This window comes from Micromonospora sp. WMMD1219, assembly GCF_049315215.1.
Classification (GTDB): Bacteria; Actinomycetota; Actinomycetes; order Mycobacteriales; family Micromonosporaceae; genus Micromonospora; species Micromonospora tulbaghiae.
In genome coordinates this window covers 5,946,831-5,968,207 of the sequence record NZ_CP186057.1, presented here as the reverse complement: position 1 = coordinate 5,968,207, position 21,377 = coordinate 5,946,831, and the positions used below count along the sequence as shown (strand labels likewise).

At 69.3% G+C, this 21,377-nt stretch carries 17 protein-coding genes; 9 read left to right on the top strand and 8 right to left on the bottom strand.

The genetic code is table 11. The features are described 5' to 3' along the window. The first annotated feature begins 36 nt into the window (after nucleotides 1-36). Nucleotides 37-573, top strand: coding sequence for a hypothetical protein (locus ACN27C_RS27865; protein WP_422749188.1), 537 nt, complete (start codon nucleotides 37-39; stop codon nucleotides 571-573). A gap of 251 nt (nucleotides 574-824) precedes the next feature. Continuing rightward, the gene (locus ACN27C_RS27860) at nucleotides 825-1,391 is read left to right on the top strand and encodes a hypothetical protein (RefSeq protein WP_147457883.1); all 567 of its coding nucleotides are present in this window, start codon (nucleotides 825-827) and stop codon (nucleotides 1,389-1,391) included. Between the two features lie 124 nt (nucleotides 1,392-1,515). Here the strand turns inward: ACN27C_RS27860 and ACN27C_RS27855 are convergent, their stop codons facing one another. After that, the gene (locus ACN27C_RS27855; RefSeq protein ID WP_255498986.1) at nucleotides 1,516-1,644 is read right to left on the bottom strand and encodes a hypothetical protein; all 129 of its coding nucleotides are present in this window, start codon (nucleotides 1,642-1,644) and stop codon (nucleotides 1,516-1,518) included. Between the two features lie 1,405 nt (nucleotides 1,645-3,049). Here ACN27C_RS27855 and ACN27C_RS27850 point away from each other — a divergent pair. The 5 genes from ACN27C_RS27850 (at nucleotide 3,050) to ACN27C_RS27830 (ending at nucleotide 9,379) form a co-directional block, all read left to right on the top strand. Further along, nucleotides 3,050-3,346: a hypothetical protein gene (locus tag ACN27C_RS27850; RefSeq protein ID WP_147457884.1), complete on the top strand. Its 297-nt coding sequence runs from the start codon at nucleotides 3,050-3,052 to the stop codon at nucleotides 3,344-3,346. Between the two features lie 323 nt (nucleotides 3,347-3,669). Further along, entirely contained in the window at nucleotides 3,670-4,995 is a 1,326-nt protein-coding gene (locus tag ACN27C_RS27845; protein ID WP_422749185.1) for a polysaccharide pyruvyl transferase family protein, read from the top strand. A gap of 1,233 nt (nucleotides 4,996-6,228) precedes the next feature. Further along, complete coding sequence (locus ACN27C_RS27840; RefSeq protein WP_350816681.1) at nucleotides 6,229-7,488, top strand: ABC transporter substrate-binding protein; 1,260 nt, start codon at nucleotides 6,229-6,231, stop codon at nucleotides 7,486-7,488. 71 nt (nucleotides 7,489-7,559) lie between these two features. After that, nucleotides 7,560-8,513 carry a carbohydrate ABC transporter permease gene (locus ACN27C_RS27835; RefSeq protein ID WP_422751682.1) on the top strand — a complete coding sequence of 318 codons (954 nt, stop codon included), beginning with the start codon at nucleotides 7,560-7,562 and terminating at the stop codon, nucleotides 8,511-8,513. Continuing rightward, on the top strand, nucleotides 8,510-9,379 hold the full coding sequence (locus tag ACN27C_RS27830; protein WP_422749182.1) for a carbohydrate ABC transporter permease: 870 nt from the start codon (nucleotides 8,510-8,512) through the stop codon (nucleotides 9,377-9,379). Before ACN27C_RS27835 ends, ACN27C_RS27830 begins: the two co-directional genes overlap by 4 nt. 17 nt (nucleotides 9,380-9,396) lie before the next feature. Here the strand turns inward: ACN27C_RS27830 and ACN27C_RS27825 are convergent, their stop codons facing one another. Beyond that, nucleotides 9,397-10,926: a glycoside hydrolase family 43 protein gene (locus ACN27C_RS27825; RefSeq protein ID WP_422749180.1), complete on the bottom strand. Its 1,530-nt coding sequence runs from the start codon at nucleotides 10,924-10,926 to the stop codon at nucleotides 9,397-9,399. Between the two features lie 95 nt (nucleotides 10,927-11,021). Here ACN27C_RS27825 and ACN27C_RS27820 point away from each other — a divergent pair, with 95 nt between their 5' ends. Together ACN27C_RS27820 and ACN27C_RS27815 are read left to right on the top strand one after the other, a co-directional pair. Next, nucleotides 11,022-12,683 (top strand): CocE/NonD family hydrolase, encoded by a 1,662-nt coding sequence (locus ACN27C_RS27820; protein ID WP_422749178.1) that lies wholly within the window; start codon nucleotides 11,022-11,024, stop codon nucleotides 12,681-12,683. A gap of 67 nt (nucleotides 12,684-12,750) precedes the next feature. Then, on the top strand, nucleotides 12,751-14,715 hold the full coding sequence (locus ACN27C_RS27815; RefSeq protein ID WP_422749176.1) for a right-handed parallel beta-helix repeat-containing protein: 1,965 nt from the start codon (nucleotides 12,751-12,753) through the stop codon (nucleotides 14,713-14,715). Nucleotides 14,716-14,780: 65 nt separating this feature from the next. On the opposite strand, the gene ACN27C_RS27810 is transcribed toward ACN27C_RS27815, so the two are convergent. The 6 genes from ACN27C_RS27810 to ACN27C_RS27785 form a co-directional block, all read right to left on the bottom strand. After that, complete coding sequence (locus ACN27C_RS27810) at nucleotides 14,781-17,183, bottom strand: phosphoketolase family protein (RefSeq protein ID WP_422749175.1); 2,403 nt, start codon at nucleotides 17,181-17,183, stop codon at nucleotides 14,781-14,783. A 135-nt stretch (nucleotides 17,184-17,318) separates the two neighbouring features. Then, nucleotides 17,319-17,561, bottom strand: a complete 243-nt coding sequence (locus ACN27C_RS27805) for a hypothetical protein (RefSeq protein WP_422749173.1) — start codon at nucleotides 17,559-17,561, stop codon at nucleotides 17,319-17,321. 254 nt (nucleotides 17,562-17,815) lie between these two features. Continuing rightward, on the bottom strand, nucleotides 17,816-18,628 hold the full coding sequence (locus ACN27C_RS27800) for an ABC transporter ATP-binding protein (protein ID WP_120570417.1): 813 nt from the start codon (nucleotides 18,626-18,628) through the stop codon (nucleotides 17,816-17,818). Beyond that, nucleotides 18,621-19,436 carry an ABC transporter permease gene (locus ACN27C_RS27795; RefSeq protein ID WP_422749170.1) on the bottom strand — a complete coding sequence of 272 codons (816 nt, stop codon included), beginning with the start codon at nucleotides 19,434-19,436 and terminating at the stop codon, nucleotides 18,621-18,623. The genes ACN27C_RS27800 and ACN27C_RS27795 overlap by 8 nt, the downstream gene beginning before the upstream one ends. Beyond that, entirely contained in the window at nucleotides 19,433-20,203 is a 771-nt protein-coding gene (locus tag ACN27C_RS27790; RefSeq protein ID WP_120570415.1) for an ABC transporter permease, read from the bottom strand. Before ACN27C_RS27790 ends, ACN27C_RS27795 begins: the two co-directional genes overlap by 4 nt. 7 nt (nucleotides 20,204-20,210) lie before the next feature. Next, nucleotides 20,211-21,185, bottom strand: coding sequence for an ABC transporter substrate-binding protein (locus ACN27C_RS27785; RefSeq protein WP_422749168.1), 975 nt, complete (start codon nucleotides 21,183-21,185; stop codon nucleotides 20,211-20,213). Nucleotides 21,186-21,377: the final 192 nt, after the last annotated feature.

Here is a 21,377-nt window from a genome sequence, read left to right as displayed (position 1 = left end):
GGACAGACATGTGCAGCACCGCGCCGAGTGCTACAGGTGATCACCGTCACCATCCTTCGACGAAGTCGGGTCAGTGTCGCGAACCAGAACGCTGTCCCGCTGCGACAGGTGGGCATGGCCGCCCAGGACGACGCCGAACTCCTGGCCCTGACCGCAGGCGGCGACCGGAGCGCGTTCGAGGCGTTCTACCGCCGGCAACGCGGACGGACCGGTGACCTGGTCATGGAATGGGAGTTCAGCCCGAGCGGCCCCTGCACCGAGCCACGCGGCGACTCGATCGAGGTATGGGTGTGGCGCTTCACGCCCGTACCCGTGAAGATCCTTACCGTTGCTGGCTGGTTACTCGGGGCGGCCTCAGGGTGGTTGCTTGCCCGAACTGTCCTGCGTCTGGCGCACCGCCGCGCCGTGATCGGGCTGGCTGCCGTTGCGGGTGTACTCGCGCTGTCGACGGCTGCGACAGTCATTTTCACTACTCAGAATCTACTCGATCTGCCGATGCGCAACGGCCAGCCGACAGCGATCTGGACTGCCTACTTTCCGTTCCTCATGCCGTTCGGCTTCCAATTCGGGTGACGAGCGTCTGGGGGCGAGGGCGGCTGCGGCCATGAGGGCGCGCTTTCAAACTGACGGTTACCCTCCGTCGCGGCGCCGGCGCATTCGTGCGTGGAAGCCGTCGGCTGCACCGTCACGATCAGCCACGTCGATCTGATCGAGATGCGCGGTGGGCGTCCGGATCTGCGGGATCTGCCGCCTTCGGTGTGGTGCTTGAGCCCTGCCGACGAGCCGACGGATGAATGGCACACCGTGCGGCTACGCTGCGGGCCATGTCGACAAGAGAGGACCGCGTGTTCGATGCGGTGGTCCGACGTATCGCCGCCGGCGGGTACATCGACGAGGTGCCAGCCGGCCGGGTAGGGCCGCTCCGACCCGCGCCGCCTGCCGCAGTCGCGCAGGCCGAGCAACTGGCCGGACGATCACTGCCGTCGCTGCTGCGCCGGCTCTATCTGGAGGTCGGTAACGGCGGCTTCGGCCCCGGTTACGGTCTTCTCGGCCTCAGGGACGGACATCGAACTGGCGGCCTGGACGCGCTGACCGGACTCAAGGGCGGCGTCCTCATTTTGTGCGACTGGGGCTGCGGCATCAGCAGTGAACTCAACCTCGCTGACGGCCAGATTTGGGGCTACGACCCGAACCCGGCCCCGGACGGCGTGTCTTGCGCATTCCCGCAGCACATGACGATCGTTGACTGGTTCTCGAAGTGGGTCGAGGGCACGCTGTACCAGCCATGGCTGGTACAGGACCCGACGACCGGCGAGTGGCGCGGCGCAACCGACATCGAGTACGGGGAGATGATCGCGGAGGCTTTCGGCCCAAGCGGCGAGGAGGACTGACCGTGGACGCTGAGGGGGCGCAGCATGGTCGCATCCCAACGCCGCACAGGGGGCACGGCTCGATCCCGTGTCTATCAGATCAACGCGGCCCGTAGAGCGGGCCGCGCCAGTCGGCCAAGGGCGGTCAGTTGTTCCACAACCAGTTCGCGAACAACCCGCCACAGCACATTAGCGGCACCAGGAGCACTGCCATGAGCACGGCGATATGCGCACCCACTTGCAGCCGATCGCTCAGCGGGTCGTCCTGGTTCATGCCCGGAGTATGCCGGAGCGAGTTGACCTAAGACCTCGGCCTGGGCCCCGAACCCCGACCCTCAGAGATGCCGCCGAAGATCACCGCGCCGCGCGCCACAAGGGCTACCGCCCTCCCCGGACGGGGACCAGGTCGTTCGTCCGGTAGGGCGCTTTCCACCTGGACCCCCGTCGCTGCGAAGCCGGTCGCGAGCCCTAACGCGACGAGCAGAGCGAGCTGTAGGCGCCGGGGATGCTGCCCGATCAAGCGTCGCACAGAAGTCGATTGCACAGCGAGACTGATCACCCCGTACAAAAACGAGCAGGCACAGCGGATAGAAGAGAACGGCCGCGATGGAGGCTTGAACCACAGGGGCGGCCTGCTGGTGCCGCTACAGTCTTCGTTCAGCCGAGGACAGCGGCAGTGGCCGACGATGCCCGACAACCACGGACGGGCTGAACAGGCGCGTGACGGCTTGACCAGTCATCCGCGACCTTCTTCTAATCCCAAGGCACCCTGCCCCGGTCAGGGTCCTCCCTGTGGCAGCAGGTGGCGACTCCGACGAAGTCTGGCGGGTCTACGGTGCCGGCGGTGAACCACTCGGCGAGGTCGAGGAGCACGAATGCCCTGGCACCGGGGCAGGTTCAGACCTCAGCCAGCGTTCGAGCAGTTGCGACCGCTCTTTGATGAGTGGAACCGTGCGGTTGACTCCGGCGATCCGGAGCCGATCGACCAGGCGTACGAGACGATCCGCGCCGCAGTCACGATGACCTGTCCCGACGGCGGCCAGGTCCCCGAGTTCGTGCTTGGAGTCGAAGGTGACCAGGCGGGGTTTCGATGGCACGACGAGCCCCAAGCTGTCAGTCCGCCAGGTCGTCCTCGACCAGGTAGCCAACACCATCGCAGGTGGGGCAGGGCCCGAAAACGCTTCCCATTCCCTTACCCATGCCGCTGGTCTTCACCATGCCTGGAAGCCGCGCAGCCCCACGGCATTCCGGGCACCGGCGACGAACGCTCCAGCGAGACGCAGATGGCTGAGTGCCCTGAGGATCTGGTTCCACACTGTCGAGGGTATGCGTAGGGCCCACCGGGCCCAGGCGAGCGATCCGCATCTGGTCCGCAAGAGGCCGACGGACGACGGGGGAGCGGTGTGAGATGCCGAGAGGCGTTTCTGCTGTTGGAAGCCCGTCCACGCAGCTCGCCGAGTCGCCCGTCCTGATCTCATGATCCCTCGGTCGCAAGTTCGAGTCCCGCACGCGGTCGCAGCGGGTCCTATCGACCGATTCCCGTGGCGCACCTACGTAGCTAGCGTCCGTTCATGCCCCCCTCTCCTACGCCTCGGCCATGGATCCCGCCCCGCGATTCCGCCGGGACACCCCATCCGATGCCGGATGGCGGCCGCTCTGCCCCCGTTTCCTATCGAGCGGTGTACGTGTTGGCGGGCCTGGCGACGTTGTGTTGGTGCGGCGCGGCGTACGGCGGCCGGATTGTCTTTCTCGGCCGCGACATGGTCGAGGGCCTGCTGAGCTTCGTCGGACTCCTCTGGCTCGCCGCGTTCGAGATGCTCGCGTTGCTGTTCACCCTCACCACGGCTTTCGAACTGCGCCGGCGCAACTCGCCTCGTGCCGCCCTGGCGACCGGGCTGGTCGCAGTCGCCGGGGTGGTCGTGACGATCGTGTTCGTGCTCTGGGTCGCAACGGCGACAAGTCAGACGGGCCCGTAGCGAGGGTCGAAGCGAGGCTCGGGGATGGCATCGCCTCGGGTCGCTGCCGAGCCGTTCGGGACGCCGGACACGTCTGGGGCTTGCACCGGCTCGGTGATGTAGCAGGCGTCGGTGACGGTCGACGTCAAGATCGAACGCCACGGCTCGCTCGCCCAGACGCTCCGCCGACCGCTGGGACGCGCTCAGCACGGCAGTGGGATCCGGACCGACGGGGAGACGGTAGGATTTCGGCTCCTGCACGGAACGGGGCCGTGTTCGGCCGGTCGCGCCGATTCGGCCTCGCCGGGCGCCGTGGCGTCCGGGACGAAGGGTGGACACCCCGGATGCACCAGCGGATCCTGCTGCGAGCCCGCAAGGGCCCGTTCGACGTCGTCACCGCCGAGGAGACCTACGAGCGGGACTGGATCGGCAAGAACAGCGGCAACCTGGTCTTCAGCCACGCCGCGCACAAGCTTCTGGCCACCTCGGCGGCGGAGATCACCCCGTCGCGGTTCCGGGCGGACCCGCGCGATGCCGACGAGATCAACGAGAAGTACGACGTCTTCGTGATCCCGCTGGCAAACGCGTTTCGCCACGACTATGCGAACCGGCTGATGTCGATGACCCGGCTGATCGAGCGCCTCAAGATCCCGGTGGTGGTGCTCGGGGTCGGGGCGCAGACTGACGTGGACGGCGACCTGGAGTACCTGCGCCCGATCGACGAGCCGGTGAAGGCGTTCTGCCGGGCGGTGCTGGACCGGTCGCACAGCATCGGCGTACGCGGCGAGATCAGCGAGACCTACCTGCGTACGCTGGGTTTCTCCGCCGTCGAGCAGATCGGCTGTCCGTCGATGTTCCTGCACGGCGACAGCTTCCGGGTCGAGAAGGCGAAGGCGACCCTGGGCACCGAGGATCGGCTCGCGTTCGTCATCTCGCCATACGTCCGCGCGTTGGCCCCGATCGTCCGCCACCACCACCAGCGCTACCCGAACCTGCGCTACCTGGCGCAGGGCCTGTACACCCTCGGCACCCTGCTCTACGGCGACGCACCGAACTTGCGCGGCAAGACCGACGACATGCCGATCCACACCTCGCACCCGCTCTTCGTCGAGGACAAGGTGCGGATGTTCGTGGACCCGTGGCCCTGGATGGAGTATCTCGCCGGATTCGACTTCGCCTTCGGCACCCGGATCCACGGCACCATCACGGCGCTGATCTCCGGCACTCCCGGGTATCTCCTCCCACACGACTCGCGCACCCTGGAACTGGCCCGCTACTTCGACATCCCGTACCGGTTGATGCGCGACGTACCGGCCGACGTCGACGCCGCCCAACTCTACGAGGAAGCCGACTACACGGCCCTGAACGAGGGCCACAAGGAGCGCTTCGCGCGGATCACCGCGTTCCTCGCCAAGCACGACCTCGGCCTTTCGTTCGCCGACGGGGACAGCGCCACCCGCTTCGACGAGCAGGTCCGCCAGACCGTCTACCCGCAGGCGGTCCGGCCGGCCTCCGCCCACACCACCGACGAACTGCTGGCGCGCATGCAGTGGCTGCGGGACGAGAACCGGACGCTGCAGCAGAAACTCAAGGCACACCGCGCGCAGCCACTGCGCGAGCAGGTCAAGCAGGCGGTGGGCGGCCGGGTCCGCCGGATGCTGTCGCGCTGACCGTCGTACGCCTGCTCCGCAGCGGAGTAGCCGGCGCCGGCGCCGCGACGGTACCCGGCCCGGTGACCGGCGTCGATCACCCGCCGTCCGGCCCGGCGGATCGGTCAACCGGCCTGACGCGCTGCTCCCGCAGTTCGTCGGCGGCCGGCAGTTCCTTCACGCAGAAGGCAGTCAGCCCAGGATCGCTCGGATGACCGCGGTGTCCCCGTCCAGTGCCAGCAGGTGTACTACCCACCCTCCCGGTCCGGGCTCGGCTCCGGGTTGGTCGCATCCGACTCGCCCGCCGCCGTCGGCGTGAATCGCCACACTGCACCCGGGCCCTGCCATGAAGCCGCCACCGGCGCCCCTGCCATTGGCATCGGTCAGTCGCACCCGGGCACCGCCATCCTCCACGGAGGACGAGACCGTCCACTTGCCGAGCGGGAACTTGACCGAACGGGAGAAGGACACTTTGCAGTCGCCGTCGGCACACGCCGCGTACGTGGTGCCGCCCCCGCTCGGCGCCTCCGTCCTCTTTGCCGCTTTGGTCTCCGGTGAATCGTTCGCGATGGGGGAGGAGGATGCGGAAGGTCCGGCGTCACGGGGACTTGGGGAGGAAGGAGCGCGGGAGGCGGTCGCGGTAGCGGCGGTGTCTTGGCTCGACCACGTGGCGTCGGAGGACGATTCCACTTTGGAGTCGCAGGCGGCCACGGTCAAGACCAGCAGTAGCGCCCCGATCGCTGTGCGTTTGGTGGCGGAAAGTCGGCAATGCTGCATGCGCGGATTTTAGTGGCCCGATTCTGCCGGAGCCCCTGGGGTGGGACCACCCTGCCACGTCGATATCGAGGGGATGCGGACAGGCAGGGGCTCGATCGTGAAGATCGTCGTCATCGGTGGCAGGAGCTCGTCGGCTCCAAGCTCGTGCGAGAGGGTCGCCGGTGGCCTCCTTCCGAGAGGGTAGCGCCACCCGCTCCGAAACTTTCGGTACTCGTCCGGTCGGAAATCCACCCCGCCGTCCGGCGCTCCTGCTGGCAGCGAGGTCATTGACGGATGACGGGGCGGTTAGTAGCCTCAGCGCACAAAATCATGGCATGTAAATATCTCGATAAGTTTCGGAGGCGACGAGCTCACCGTCGGCGGGACAACGACTGACCCGTCGGTGAGGCCGCTCGCCGGATTCCGCCTGCGCGTCCGCGCCGGCGGGAACCCGCCACCCCCACCACCGCCGCTCACGATCACACCGCTGGAGGGCCGTTGAAACGCGTCCGGACCACCACCACAGCAGTCATCGCCGCCGCCGCGCTCCTCCTGGCCGGCTGTGGGGGATCAGACGGCAAGTCCGACCCGAAGACCTTCGAGTTCTGGTCGTTCGCCAACATCAACCAGAAGGCCGACGTCGACGTCTATACCAAGGCGCACCCCGATGTGCGCGTCAAGCTCACCGAGGTGGGCAGCACGACCGAGACCGCGCAGGCGCTCACCGCCGCACTGGCCGGTGGCAAGGTGCCCGACCTGGTGCTCATCCAGGCCGACGACCTGCCGAAGTTCATGCAGTCCCCGGACAACTTCGTCGACCTCACCACGCTGGGCGCGAACGACATCAAGGGCAACTACCTCGACTGGGTGATGGCGCAGTCGACGACCAAGGACGGCAAGATCATCGGCGTGCCGACCGACGTCGGCGGCTTGGCGGTGGCCTACCGTACGGATCTGTTCAAGGCGGCCGGCCTGCCCACCGACCGGGACGAGGTCTCCAAGCTCTGGCCGACGTGGGACGAGTTCATCAACGTCGGTAGGCAGTACGTCCAGAAGACCGGGAAGCCGTTCGTGGACAACACGCCGACCAGCGTCTTCTTCCAGGCGGTCAACCAGGGCAGCCAGCGCTACTACAGCGCCGACCGCCAGCTCGACTACGACAACGAGCAGGTCAAGGCGGCGTTCGACGTGACGCTGAAGGCCTTCGACGCGGGCATCTCCGCCAAGCAGGGGTCGTTCTCGTCCGGCTGGACCGCGGCCATGAAGAAGGGCGACTACGCGGTGGTGTGCTCACCGTCCTGGATGCTCAGCCAGATGAAGACGAACGCCCCCGAGACGAACGGCAAGTGGGACATCGCCACCATTCCCGGTGGCTCGGGGAACTGGGGCGGCAGCTTCCTCGCCATCCCCAAGCGCGCCAAGAACGCGAAGGCGGCGTGGAACTACATCTCCGAGATGCAGTCGCCGAAGGGCCAGCTGGACCACTTCCTGATGCAGGGGTCGCTGCCCACCACGCCGTCGGTCTACACCGACCCGCAGCTGGTCGGGAAGACCGACCCGTTCTTCAGCAACGCACCGATCGGCAAGATCTACACCCAGTCGGTGCTGGGGATCAAGCCCTTCTACTTCGGCCCGCAGGACGGCCCCATCGGCACCGAGTTCCTCAACACGCTCACCAGCGTCGAGCAGGGCAAGGTGGCCCCGGCCAACGCCTGGAACACCGCGCTGACAAACGTCAAGAACGCCGTACGGGAATGACGGAGGGCTGATGCGCGGCGGCCGGGTCCTGCCCGGCCGCCGCCCATCGGGAAGGTGACGCTTTGACCACCATGCTCGGCCCGGCCCCGGTCCCACCGGACGTCCGCAGGCCCGCTCGCAACCGGCGGATCCAGCAGGGCGTACGGGAGTTCCTGGCGCCGTACGCGTACATCTCGCCGTTCTTCGTGCTCTTCCTGATCTTCGGCCTCTTCCCGCTGCTGTTCACCTTCTACATCTCGCTGTTCGACTGGGATCCCATCGGCGAGCACCGTTTCGTGGGGCTGGACAACTTCTCCAGACTCCTGGACGACCCGCGCTTCTGGGGGGCGCTGCGGAACACGTTCAGCATCTGGGTGCTGTCGACAGTGCCGCAGTTGCTCCTGGCGCTCGGCCTGGCCCACCTGCTCAACCACGCGCGGCTGCGGCTCGCCGCGTTGTTCCGGATGTCGGTGCTCGTTCCCTACGTCACCTCGGTGGCGGCCACGACCATCGTGTTCGCCCAGATGTTCGACCGGGACTACGGCATGATCAACTGGTTTCTCGGGCTGCTGGGCTTCGACCACATCGACTTCACGGCGTCGCTGTGGGGCAGCCACGTCATGATCGCCACGATGATCGCCTGGCGCTGGACCGGATACAACACACTGCTGTACCTCGCCGCGCTCCAGGCGGTTCCCCGGGAACTGTACGAGGCCGCCGCCGCCGACGGTGCGAGCGGCTGGAGACAGTTCCTGCACATCAGCATCCCGTCGCTGCGGCCGATCATCGCGTTCACCGTCGTGACGTCGACCATCGGCGGGTTGCAGGTCTTCACCGAGCCGCTGCTGGTCAACCCGGTGGGCGGCCTCACGTGCGGGGCGGCACGGCAGTGCCAGACCGTCACCCTCTACCTGTACGAGCAGTCCTTCGGGCAGTTCCACTTCGGCTACGGCGCGGCGGTCGGCGTCGCGCTCTTCGTCATCGTGGTGGCCTTCTCCGCACTCAACTATCTGCTGACCACCCGAATCCGCTCGGAGCGCCCATGAAGCCCGTACCCCCGACCGCCGCGCCCAGGCGGGCCCGGCGGCGCCAGGCCAACCGCGTCCCGATCCCGGTGTACGCGCTGCTCACCCTCATGGCGCTCGTCAGCGTCTTCCCGCTCTACTGGATGTTCGTGGTGGCGACGACCGACTCCGCCACCGCGACGACTCTCCCCCCGACCCTCACGCCCGGAGGCAACTTCCTGCACCTGGCGGAGCTGGTCTTCACCATCGTGCCGTTCGTGCAGTCCCTGCTGAACAGCCTCATCGTCGCCGGCACGATCGCCGTGGGCCAGGCGGTGCTCTGCGCGTTGGCCGGCTTCGCGTTCGCCAAGCTGTCCTTCCCGGGCCGGAACACGCTGTTCCTCATCGTCGTGCTGACCATGACGGTGCCGGCGCAGCTGGCAGTGGTGCCGCAGTACCTGATCATCTCGCAGCTGGACTGGGTGGACAGCCTCCAGGCGGTGATCGTTCCCGGGCTGGTGAGCGCGTTCGGCATCTTCTGGATGCGCCAGCACATCGGCAGCACCATCGACGACGAGCTGATGCAGGCGGCGCGGGTGGACGGCGCGACCACCTGGCAGATCTTCTGGTGGATAGCCTTCCCGCTGGTCCGGCCGGCGGCGTACGTGCTGGGGCTGTTCACGTTCGTCTACGCGTGGAACGACTTCCTGTGGCCGTTCATCGTCCTGAAGTCGCCGGAGAACTACACCGTCCAGATCGCCATCAAGGCGCTGCAGCAGAACCGGGACATCGATCTGGGCCTGGCGATGTCCGGCTCCTTCCTGGCCACCATTCCGCTGCTGGTGTTGTTCGTCTTCGTCGGACGCCGTCTGGTGCAGGGCATCATGGAAGGCGCGTTCAAGGGGTGAGGTCCCGTGCCGGTCTGTCATCCGGCCGGCCGGTAGTCGAACCAGTCGAATGCGGCGGTTCCCTCGGTGACGTACATGCCGATGACCCGGCCGGTGAACCCGGAGGCGACCTCGGTGGACAGGTAGCGCCCGTCGAGTTCGGCCAGGGACGACCAGCCGTCGCCGGTCTCGACCTCGAACCGGATGGTGTCGCTGCCGGCAGCCGTGACGCCCAGGAGGCCCGCCTGCGCGAGATCGTCGGACGAGGTGACGGTCGGTGGCAGCACGTCGGCGGTCCGGGTGCTCAAGGCCACGGTCACCGCCCCCGCCGGCACGGGACATTCCCCGAACACCTGGCGGAACGGCCCCACCCGGCCGATGACCCGAGCCCGCCCCCGCGCGAGTTCCAGGTCGTAGTGGTGAGCCTCGTCGATCCTGATCGTCAGGCCGGCGCGGCCGGAGCCGGGATCGACGCGGGCGCTGACCCGGCAGTCGTGGTGCTGCTGGCGGCGGCCGACGACGGTGGCGCCACTGCGGTCGAGGCTGTCGCCGGTCGCGTGCAGGGTCAGCCAGCCGGGCCGGTCGGTCAGCGACCAGGCGGCTGCGGGCCGCTCGCGGGGAGAGATCCACTGTGGCCCCAGCCGGTCGTCGTCGAAGTCGTCCCGGTCGTCCCACCGGCCCGTCTCCGCCGGGCCGGTCGCGCACGAGACGGGATCGACCACCGGCCACCCGTCGACCCAGCGCACCGGGACCAGGAACGTCTCCCGCCCCAGGACGTGGTACGGCGGCCACTGGCCCCTCGGCCGGATGCCCAGCAGGACCATCCACCAGCTGCCGTCGGCGGCCTCGACCATGTCGGCGTGCCCGGTCGCCTGCACCGGCCGGTCGGTACCGCGATGCGTCAGGATCGGGTTGGCCGGCCCGGGCTGGAACGGCCCGCGCGGCGAGCGCGCGCGGGCGACGCTCACCGCGTGGCCGGTGTGGGTACCACCCTCCGAGACGAGCAGGTACCACCAGTCGCCCACCCGGTACAGATGCGGCGCCTCGGGGTACTGGCCACCCGTTCCCGACCACATCGGCACCGGGCCTTCGAAGACCTCTCCCGTACGCGGGTCGATCCGGTACGACTCGACCCCGGACACCGTCATCCAGCAGTTGCCGTCGTCGTCCCACGCCAGCGACGGGTCCACGTGCGGCAGGTCCAGACAGACCGGATCCGACCACGGGCCGGCGGGATCGGTCGCCGTGACGATCAGGTGCCGGTCGAGCGTGACGTTCGTCGTGACGACCCAGAACCGGCCGTCGTGGTAGCGGATCGTCGGCGCGTAGATGCCCCGCGAGGCGAGCGTGTCGGCGGGCAACCGGAGTTGACCGGGGCGGTCGAGCACGTTGCCGATCTGGCGCCAGCTGAACAGGTCGCGACTGTGGAAGATCGGAACGCCGGGCGTGTACTCGAAGCTCGAACACACGAGGTAGTAGTCGTCGCCGGCACGGCAGATGCTCGGATCGGGCCAGAAGCCCGGAAGGATCGGGTTGCGGTAGCCACCGTCGGCGGGCTTCGGTTCCATATCCGCTCCTTCTCGTACGGGCACGGCGCCGGCCGGTGGCAGGGCGCGCATCCGCACCGCCGGCCCGGCGTGAACTCCAGAACCAAGGATGAGGGATGAGGAGTCTCCGCCGCCGACTGTCCGGGCGGCTCCGCCGCGCGGCCCCGGACCCCTCGTACGCCTTCACTGTGCGGCGCGGGCTGCGCGTGCCGATGGACGACGGCGTCGAACTGATCGCCGACCTCTACCTGCCTGTCGGCCCGGTGGAACCGCCGTTGCCCACGATCGTCGTCCGCTCGCCGTACGGCCGGCACGGCTCGCTCACCCACGCGCCGGCGCTGGCCGGCGAGGGGTTCACGGTCCTGGTGCAGAGCTGCCGCGGTACGGGCGGCTCCGGTGGCAGCTTCCGGCCGCAGCTCGACGAGCAGCGCGACGGCATGGCCACCCACCGGTGGGTACGCCGCCAGCAGTGGTTCACCGGCACCGTCGCGACGTACGGGGAGAGCTACCTGGGCTACACCCAGTGGGCCGTGGCGGGACGGATGTGCCGGGACGACCCCGGTAACGCCCCCGATGCCCTGTGCCTGAACGTCACGATGGCCGACTTCGGTGCGGTCACCTGGAACAACGGCGCCTTCTCGCTGGGCGGCTCGCTCGGCTGGTCGCGCCTGATGGCCCTGCGGGGCATGCGCGGCGCCCTGGTCCGGGCGCGGCTCGCGCGGCGGCCGGACCGGAAGCTGGCCGAAGCCTTCGACGTCCTGCCCCTGTCCCTCGGCGACACCGCGGTGGCCGGCCACCCGATCGGCTGGTACCAGGACTGGCTGGCCCACGAGAGGCTCACCGACGACTACTGGACCCGGCAGTCGCACACCGCGTCGGTGCCCGACGTCACCGCACCGGTGTACATGGCCACCGGCTGGTACGACATCTTCCTGCCCTGGCAGCTGCGCGACTACGCCCGGCTCGCCGCGGCCGGTCGCCCGCCGCGGCTCACTATCGGCCCGTGGGGTCACAGCAGCGAGCAGAGCCCGTTCCTCGCCGAGTCGGTCGCGTTCCTCAAGGAACACTTCGCCGGTACGCCCGCGGCCCGGCCGGCGCCCGTGCGCGCCTTCCTCACCGGCGCGGAGCAGTGGCGCGACCTGCCCGCGTGGCCGCCGCCGGGCACCGCCGCGCAGCGGTGGTACCTGCATCCGGACGGGCTGCTCGACCCCGCCGCTCCCGACGGGGGCAGCACCCGCTACACCTACGACCCGGACCGGCCCACACCCGCACTCGGTGGTCCCGGCCTGGGCCCGGCCTCCGGGCCGGTCGACAACAGCGCCCACGAACGCCGTACGGACGTGGCGGTCTTCCGCAGTCCACCGCTGGACCACGCCGTCGTCCTCGCCGGGGAGCCGGTCGCCCGTATCCGGTTCCGTTCGACGGCAGCCAGCGCGGACGTGTTCGTCCGGATCTGCGACGTGCACCCGGACGGCCGCTCGATGACCGTGTGCGACGGCATCCGCCGCATCGGCGGCGTCGGCACCGTGGCGACCGACCCGCGGCCCGACGGGAAGGGTTACGTCGAGCTGGACGTGCCGCTGTGGCCGGCGTTCCACCGCTTCGCCGCCGGCCACCGCGTCGCCGTGCAGGTCAGCTCCGGAGCGCATCCGCGTTACGCCCGCAATCCCGGCACCGGCGAACCCGCCGCCACCGCTACCACCACGGTACGGGCGCAGCAGGAGATCTCCCACGACGGCGCCCACCCGTCCGCGATCGACCTGCCGGTGTGGACATGAACGGGCGCGCACGCGCCGCCCGCGGCACCGGAGGCACCCCCATCAATCGACAAGGAGGGCTCCCCGGATGACATCGGTATTCCATGTGGCGACCAGCGGTTCGGATCGCGCCGACGGCTGCGCCGAGCGGCCGTTCCGGACGATCGACCGGGCGGCCGGCGTCGCGCGGCCCGGTGACACGGTGGTGGTGCACGCGGGGGAGTACCGCGAGTGGGTCAAGCCACGCCGTGGCGGTCTCAGCGACTCCCGCCGCATCACCTACGAGGCGGCACCCGGCGAGCACGTGGTGATCAAGGGATCGGAACGCGTCACGGGCTGGGAGCCGCTCGGCGGGACGGTATGGCGGGCGGTCGTCGACAACTCGCTGTTCGGCTCGTTCAACCCGTTCGCCGAGGAGGTGACCGGCGACTGGATCGTGTACGGCAAGGATGCGCCGCGCAGGCACCTCGGCGACGTCTATCTGAACGGCCTGAGCTTCTTCGAGGTGGCGAGCCGGGCGGAGGTCGACGATCCGCCCCGGCGCACGGAGGTCGTCGACGACTGGACCAGGCTGCCCCGTCCGGTCGGCGATCCCGACCAGACCCGGCTCGTCTGGTACGCCGAGGTCGGTGAGCAGACGACGATCTGGGCCAACTTCCAGGGCGCCGACCCGAACACGGAGCTGGTGGAGATCAACGTACGCCGCAGCGTCTTCTACCCGGAACAGCCGCACCTGGACTACATCACCGTGCGCGGCTTCGAGCTGGCACAGGCGGCCAGCCCGTGGGCGCCGCCGACCGCCGACCAGCCGGGCCTGATCGGGCCGAACTGGGCGAAGGGGTGGGTCATCGAGGACAACGTGATCCATGACGCCAAGTGCTCGGCGATCTCGATCGGGAAGGAGGGGTCGACCGGGCAGAACCACTCGGCTCTGCGCGGCGACAAGCCGGGATACCAGTACCAGTTGGAGTCGGTCTTCGCGGCCCGCCAGATCGGGTGGGACCGGGAGCACATCGGCTCCCACGTGATCCGCCGCAACACGATCTACGACAGCGGCCAGAACGCGATAGTCGGTCACCTCGGATGCGCGTTCTCCACGATCGAGGACAATCACATCCACCGCATCGGCGTGAAGCGCGAGTTCTACGGTTACGAGATCGCCGGCATCAAGCTGCACGCCGCCATCGACGTGGTGATCCGGCACAACCGGATCCACGACTGCTCGCTCGGCACCTGGCTGGACTGGCAGGCCCAGGGCACCCGGCTCTCCCGCAACGTCTACCACGACAACTGCCGGGACCTCTTCGTCGAGGTCAGCCACGGCCCCTACCTGGTCGAGCACAACATCTTCGGCTCGCCCGCCGCGCTGGAGCTGTTCAGCCAGGGGGGTGCCTTCGTCTGCAACCTGATCTGCGGCACCGTGCGGCTGGAGCCGGTGCTGGACCGCGCCACGCCGTACCACCGGCCGCACAGCACCCAGGTCGCCGGGTACGCGGTGATCTACGGCGGCGACGACAGGTACGTGGGGAACCTCTTCGTGGGCGGCGACCCGGGCGCGGCCTACGGGACGGGCGCGGAGGGTGAGGGACCGCCGCTGGCCGGCACCGCCGGATACGACGGCCATCCGGCGTCGTTCGCGGAGTACCTGGCCCGCCTCGCCGACCAGCCGCCGAGCGACCAGCAGAAGTACGTCGAGGTGAGACAACCGGTGTACGCCCGCGCGAACGCCTACGCCGCGGGCGCCCGCCCGTTCGAGGGTGAGCGGGAGCCACGGGTGCTGGGCGCCGCGACGGCGACGGTCGTCGTCGAGGGCGACGCGGTCTGGCTCGTCACCGACCTTCCCGAGACGTTCGACGAGGCACGTGTCGGTGTGGTCACCGGCCGGGAGCTGGAACGGGTCCGGTGCGCCGACGCGGAGTTCGAGGAGGCGGACGGCAGCCCAGCCGTCATGGATATCGACCTCACGGGCGAGCTCCGGCAGCCGGACCGGGACGGCGCCGTCGGCCCGATCGCGGGCCTCGCGTCCGGGGCACGCCGTACACGCGTCTTCTGACGACGGATCCGCGTACGCGAAAGGAGACGGTGACGCCCGGCCGGACGTCACCGTCTCCGTCGACCTCAGCCGCGTGCGGCCCAGTCGCCGAGGGCCCAGTCGCGGACCTCGGGCATGTCCTCCAGGTGCTCCACCACGTACGCCTCGTGGCGGTCGAGCTGACTGCGGCACCACGCCTTGAGGTCCGCGGCACCGCGTGGCAGACGCTTGGCGTTGTTGATGGCGTCCATCACGAGGTGGTACCGCGACGCCTTGTTGCGCACCGTCATGTCGAACGGGGTGGTGGTCGTGCCCTGCTCGATGAAGCCGCGCACGCGGAACCGGTCCGCGTCCGGGCGGCCGTGGACGAGCTGGTGGATCGCGCCGGGATAGCCGTGGAAGGAGAAGACCACGTCGACGTCGTCGGTGAACAGCTCGGTGAACAGGGTCTCGCTCATGCCGTGCGGGTGGTCCTTGGGCCGGACCAGCGTCATCAGGTTGACCACGTTGACGACGCGCACCTTCAGACCGGGCAGCCGGTCGCGCAGGATCTGCGCCGCCGCGACCGTCTCCATGGTGACGACGTCACCGGCGCAGGCGAGGACGATGTCGGGGTCGCTGGTGCCGTCGTCGGTGCCGGCCCACTCCCAGATCCCCGCGCCACGGGCGCAGTGTTCGATCGCCTCGTCCATGGAGAGGTACTGCAACTGCGGCTGCTTGTCGATGACGATCAGGTTGATGTACGACCGTGACCGGAAGCAGTGGTCGGCCACCGACAGCAGGGTGTTGGCGTCCGGCGGCAGGTAGACCCGGGCGACGTCGCCGCGCTGGGTGAGCACCACCTGGATCAGGCCCGGGCCCTGGTGGGAGAAGCCGTTGTGGTCGTTGCGCCACGCCGTCGAGGTCAGCAGCACGTTGAGGCTCGGCACCTTCGCGCGCCACGGCAGGTGCTTGGCCTCCTGCAGCCACTTGCCGTGCTGCACCGTCTGCGAGGCGCTGACCATGGCGAACGCCTCGTAGGTGGCGAACATGCCGTGCCGGCCGGTCAGGTTGTAGCCCTCCAGCCAACCGTGGCAGTTGTGCTCGCTGAGTACCTCCATGACCCGGCCGTCGCGGCTGATCGCGACGTCGTCCGGCGTCACCCGCTCCATGAAGGCGCGGTCGGAGACGTCGAAGACGCCGCCGAGGCGGTTGCTGTTCGTCTCGTCCGGACAGAACAACCGGAACCGGTCGGCGTTGCGGGCGTAGATGTCGCGCATCATCTCGCCCAGCTTGCGCGTCGACTCGGCCCGCTGCCGCGCCGGCTGGGGCACCTCGATCGCATAGGAACGGAAGTCCGGCAGGTCCAGGTCCCGGGTGAGCAGCCCGCCGTTCGCGTGCGGGCTGGCGCTCATCCGCAGGTCGCCGTCGGGGGCCTGGTCCCGGACCAGCGCCACGGGCGCGCCGGTGGAGTCGAACAGCTCCTCCGGACGGTACGACCTGAGCCAGCGCTCCAGCAGCGCGAGGTGCTCCGGATTGTCCTTGACGCCGGACAGCGGCACCTGGTGGGAGCGCCACGTCCCGGTGACGGTGACCCCGTCGACGGCGTCCGGCCCGGTCCAGCCCTTCGGCGACCGCAGGACGATCAGCGGCCAGGTCGGACGCGTACCGTCCCAGGAGCCGTCACGGGCGGCGGTCTGGATGTCGCGGATCCTCGTCCAGGCGGTGGCCAGGGCGGCGGCGAAGCGGTGGTGCATTCCGGGCAGGTCGGAGCCCTCGACCTCGATGACGTCGTAACCGTGGCCCCGCAGCAGGTGGCGCACCTCCTCGGGGTCCTTGCGCCCCAGCACGGTGGGACCGGAGATCTTGGCGTCGTTGAGGTGCAGGATCGGCAGGACCGCGCCGTCGCGCTCCGGGTTGAGGAAGGACACGCCCTTCCAGGAGCCTTCCAGGGGCCCGGTCTCGGCCTCGCCGTCGCCCACCACCGCGATGGCCAGCAGGTCCGGGTTGTCCATCACCGCGCCGAACGCGTGGACCAGGACGTAGCCCAGCTCACCGCCCTCGTGAATGGAACCCGGGGTGGTCACCGACACGTGCGAGGGGATACCGCCGGGGCTGGAGAACTGCCGGAACAGGCGCAGCATCCCGGCCTCGTCCTGGCTGACGTCCGGGTAGATCTCGCTGTAGGTGCCCTCCAGGTAGCCGGCGGCCACCAGTGCCGGCCCGCCGTGACCCGGACCGGCCAGGTAGATCGCCTGCTGGCCGGTGTGCCGGATCAGCCGGGAGACGTGCGCGTAGATCAGCGACAGGCCGGGGCTGGTTCCCCAGTGGCCGAGCAGGCGCGGCTTGATGTGCTCAGCCGACAGGGGCTCGCGCAGCAGTGGGTTGCCCTGCAGGTAGATCTGACCGATGGTCAGGTAGTTGTTCGCCCGCCACCACGCGTCCAGACGGGCGAGTTCGGTGTCGTCGAGTTCGGCGAGCGTACGGAGTTCGGATTCGACCGCGGTCACCGTGCTTCCTTCCACTGATCTCGTCTTGTCCGGACCCAGCCTAGGCCCGGCGGCGCCCGGCCGCGGGGGGCCGCAGGCCGGAAGCCGCGGGACCTTCGGCCCTCGCCGGCGACCGCCGCGCACCGCCGGGCACATTCATGATGTTCGTTCCACGCGCTGCTTGATACCCAGCAGCATCCGGCGCTCCATGACCAGACTGCCAGGTTCCATCACCATTCGGTACGCGGTCCGGCCCGGCCCCGGACGCCCGGCCAGGGAGATCCGGTTGCGGCTGATCAGCCGGGTGCCCGCGCCGTACCGTCGCAGGTGGAAGCCCCACACCCAGGCGCCGTCGGCGGACCGGAACACCAGCGTCCGGCGGGGGTCGAGGATCTCCACGCGCGTGGCCGGCCCGCCGGAGCACTGTTCCGGTTCATGACCTCTCCCGCTTGAGCGAGGCGGCGGTCACCGCGGCGTCAGCCGGTGGTCGCCGGTCCGTGGTACGTGGCGCGCATCAGCTCCCGTAGGAGTCGTGGCGGGCCGGCGCCGTGAGACGGTTCTCCACCAGGGTTCCGATCATGCTTCCGCCCTCCACCGGCCCGCGCCCGTACGCGCCTGCTACGTGGCCTTGTGCCGGGACCGGCGAGGCACAGTCACGGCGCCGGCTGCGGCGCCGCGGCCGGCCCGCGCTTGGCCCGCTGGATCTGCTCGTAGACGCGCGTCCGCAGTTCGGTGAACCGGGGCAGGGCCCGGGTGGTGAGCTGATCGCGTTCCCGGGGGAGGTCGATCACGAGGTCCTCCTGCACCCGGGTCGGCGAGTTCGACAGGACGAGCACGCGCTGGCCCAGATACACCGACTCGTCGATGTCGTGCGTCACGAAGACGGTGGAGATGCCACGGGTCAGGTGCAGTTCGCGGACGAGATCCTCCAGGTCCGCGCGGGTCTGCGCGTCCACGGCGGCGAACGGCTCGTCCATGATCAGCACGTCCGGCTGGTACGCGATGGCGCGTGCGATCGCCACCCGCTGCTGCATCCCGCCGGAGAGCTGCCACGGATGGCTGCGCGCCGACTGCGGCAGGCCGACCGCGTCGAGGGCGTCGGCGACCGCCCGGGCACGTTCGGCGCGGGACAGCTTCTTGTGGCGGAGCGGAAGCTCCACGTTGCCCCGGACCGTCAGCCACGGATACAGGCTGCGGCCGTACTCCTGGAAGACCACCGCCATCGCCGGGCTCGGGCCGGTCACCGGCGATCCCTCCATCTCGACGAGGCCGCTGGTGGGCCGGAGCAGCCCGGCCAGGCATTTCAGGAGCGTGGTCTTGCCGCAGCCCGAGGGGCCGACGATGCACAGCAGCTCGCCGGGATCCATGGTGAAGCTGAGATCCCCGATCGCCTCGACCTCGCCCCGGCCGGACGCGTACACCTTCCGCAGGTGCTCGACCCTCAGCAGAGGGCTCCCGTCAGCCACGGCTCACCTCCTTCATTCCGTGGTACCAGCGCAGCACGCGGCGTTCGACGACACCGAAGACCACGGCGAGGACGACGCCGATGAGGCCGAGCAGCAGGATGCCGCTCCACATCTCGGCGATGAGGTAGTTCCGCTGGAAGTAGGCGATCCGGTAACCCAGACCGGCGGACGACGCGAACATCTCCGAGATCACCATGAGGATCAGGGCCACCGAGAGCGCCTGCCGTACGCCGGTCATGACGCGCGGGCTCGCCGCCGGGAGGATCAGCAGCCACAGCCGGTCCCACCGGGAGATCCGGAACGAGCGCGCGGTCTCCATCATCACGCTGTCGGTCGCCCGGACGCCGTCGATCGTGTTCAGCAGGATCGGCCAGATCGCGCCGGAGGTGATGACGACGACCTTCATGGTGTCGGTGATGCCGAGCAGCAGCATGGCGACCGGGATCAGCACGGGTGGCGGGATCGCGCGGAAGAACTCCAGCAGTGGTTCGAGGATCTCGCGTAGCGGGCGGAGCCGGCCGATGACGACGCCGGCGGCGACGCCGAGCAGGATCGACGCGAACAGTCCGATCAGGAGCCGGTACAGGCTCGGCAGGACGTCGTCGACGAACGCCGGGCCGATCCAGGTCTGCCGGAACGCGTCGAGGAGGGCGCGGGGGCCGACGAGGAACCGGTTCGTCGACCGGGTGGACCAGACGGCCCAGAGCCCCACGGCCAGGACGGGAAGCCCGACCGCGAACAGCACGTTCTCGGCGACCCGGACGCCCAGGTCGCGGGGACGGGCCCGGTCCGCGCCGAGGGCGGTCACCGGGCCGCCTCGTCGGCGAGCACCGACTGGTGCCAGGCCAGCGAGCGGCGTTCGACGAAGCGGAACACGACGTTCACCAGCAGGCCGAGGACCCCGGTGACCACGACGAGGCCGTACAGGCCGACGGCGTCCCCGGAGGAGCGGGACAGCTCGATCATGCGCCCGAGGCCGGGATTGCCGATCACCATCTCCGCGGTGACGGCCAGGATGAGCGCGACCGCAGCGCCGAGACGCAGCCCGGTCATCAGGTACGGCAGGGCGGTCGGCAGGACGAGGTAACGCAGCCGTTCGGCGCGGGTGAGGCCGAAACTCCGCGCCGTGTCGCGGGCGACGGTGTCGACGTCGGCGACGCCGTAGATCACCTGCACGAACACCTGCCAGAACGCGGCGTAGACGATGATGACGAGCGCGGCGCGCATCTGCAGGCCGAACATCAGCACGGCGAGGGGGATCAGCGCGACCGACGGCACCGGCCGCAGGAACTCGACTGTCGTGTGCGTCGCGCGACGCAGGAACGGCACCATCCCCACCACCGTCCCCAGCGCGAGGGCCGCGAGCGTCGCCAGCGTCAGGCCGATCGCCCAGGACGTCATGGTGAGCCGGAGCCGCCGCCAGAACGCCAGGTCGCGGAGCTCCTGGAACAGCCACCCGAACACGTCCGTCGCGTACGGCAGGTCGTGCGGGTCGGCCAGCCCCAGTGTCGGGATCAGTTGCCAGACGACGAGGAACCCCAGCAGACCCACGGCGCCCAGCAGGATCTTGCGCATCGGCCGGCTACTGCTGCTGGATGAGGCGGTCGAAGTCGGGTCGCCGGTCGAGGACGCGGTACTTCTGCGCCAGCGTCGCCAGTTGCTCCAGGCCGGCCCGGTCGAGTTCCCACCCGAATGCCGGGAGCCGTACCGAGTCCGCCACCGGCTCCGGCAGTTCGAGGTTGTCCTTGATGGCCTGGCGGAGGTCCTTCTCGTTGGCCGGATCCTTGGCCCAGGTGAGCGTCTTCTTCATCGCCGCCGAGAAGTCCGCGATCAGCTCGGCGTCGGAGTCCTTCAGCTTGCTCGACGTGATCGTCGTCAGGGTGGTGAGCCCGGGAACGGTGGCCTGGTACGGGGCGACCACGAGGACGTCACCGCGCTTGCGCATCTGGGTGATGAACGGCTCGGTCACCCAGGCGGCGTCGATGTTGCCGGCGGCGAGCTGGGCCGGCGCGTCCGGGAAGGCCACCTCGACGAACTTGATTTTGGTGGGATCGCCGCCGTCCTTCTCGACCGCCGCCATGATCGTGACGTCGCCGGCCGCGCCCAGGCTGTTGACCGACACCTTGCGCCCCGCGAGCTGGGCCGGCCGGGTGATACCGGACTTCCCCGACGCGACCACGGCGTTGATGTCGTCACCGTCGGCGTAGGACGACGCGTAGTTCCCGATGATCACCACACCGAGGTTCTGCAGATCGGCACGGAACGGGCCGAACGGCTGACCGATGGCGAAGTCGATGTCGCCGTTGATCAGCGCCGGGATGGCCTGTGCGCCGCCCTGTGCGGGCACCACCTCCACGTCGAGCCCCTGCTCCCGGAAGATGCCCGCCTTGATGCCACCCCACAGCGCGGCGGTCTCGCTGATCGGCAGCGCCGCCACGCGGACCTTCCGCAGATCGCCGCTCGCGCCGGGGGACGGATCGGTGGCGTCGGAGTCCGTACAGCCGGTCAGGGCGATCGTGAGGCCGGCGAGAACAGCGAGGGCGGTGACCTTCTTCATGGACGAGCCCTTCCGTGCGAAGCGCTGGTGCATCCGGAGGAGTGAGGGCCGGCGAGGAGAGGTGAACCATCCGACCGCGTCGATCAGCGTTATGCAGAGATGATTGATTGTCAAGAATTCCGATAAGACGAATCGCAATGCGGGACGAGTGGTCCGGCCGCGATGTGAATACGTCTTGACGCGTGACGATTT

Bases quoted from the DNA above. Each gene is read 5' to 3' on its own strand.
- ACN27C_RS27825 (WP_422749180.1), bottom strand. From the start codon at position 10,926: ATGGAACCGAAGCCCGCCGACGGTGGCTACCGCAACCCGATCCTTCCG.
- ACN27C_RS27835 (WP_422751682.1), top strand. From the start codon at position 7,560: ATGCTCGGCCCGGCCCCGGTCCCACCGGACGTCCGCAGGCCCGCTCGC.
- ACN27C_RS27785 (WP_422749168.1), bottom strand. From the start codon at position 21,185: ATGAAGAAGGTCACCGCCCTCGCTGTTCTCGCCGGCCTCACGATCGCC.
- ACN27C_RS27830 (WP_422749182.1), top strand. From the start codon at position 8,510: ATGAAGCCCGTACCCCCGACCGCCGCGCCCAGGCGGGCCCGGCGGCGC.
- ACN27C_RS27855 (WP_255498986.1), bottom strand. From the start codon at position 1,644: ATGAACCAGGACGACCCGCTGAGCGATCGGCTGCAAGTGGGTGCGCAT.
- ACN27C_RS27860 (WP_147457883.1), top strand. From the start codon at position 825: ATGTCGACAAGAGAGGACCGCGTGTTCGATGCGGTGGTCCGACGTATC.
- ACN27C_RS27845 (WP_422749185.1), top strand. From the start codon at position 3,670: ATGCACCAGCGGATCCTGCTGCGAGCCCGCAAGGGCCCGTTCGACGTC.
- ACN27C_RS27820 (WP_422749178.1), top strand. From the start codon at position 11,022: ATGAGGAGTCTCCGCCGCCGACTGTCCGGGCGGCTCCGCCGCGCGGCC.
- ACN27C_RS27815 (WP_422749176.1), top strand. From the start codon at position 12,751: ATGACATCGGTATTCCATGTGGCGACCAGCGGTTCGGATCGCGCCGAC.
- ACN27C_RS27790 (WP_120570415.1), bottom strand. From the start codon at position 20,203: ATGCGCAAGATCCTGCTGGGCGCCGTGGGTCTGCTGGGGTTCCTCGTC.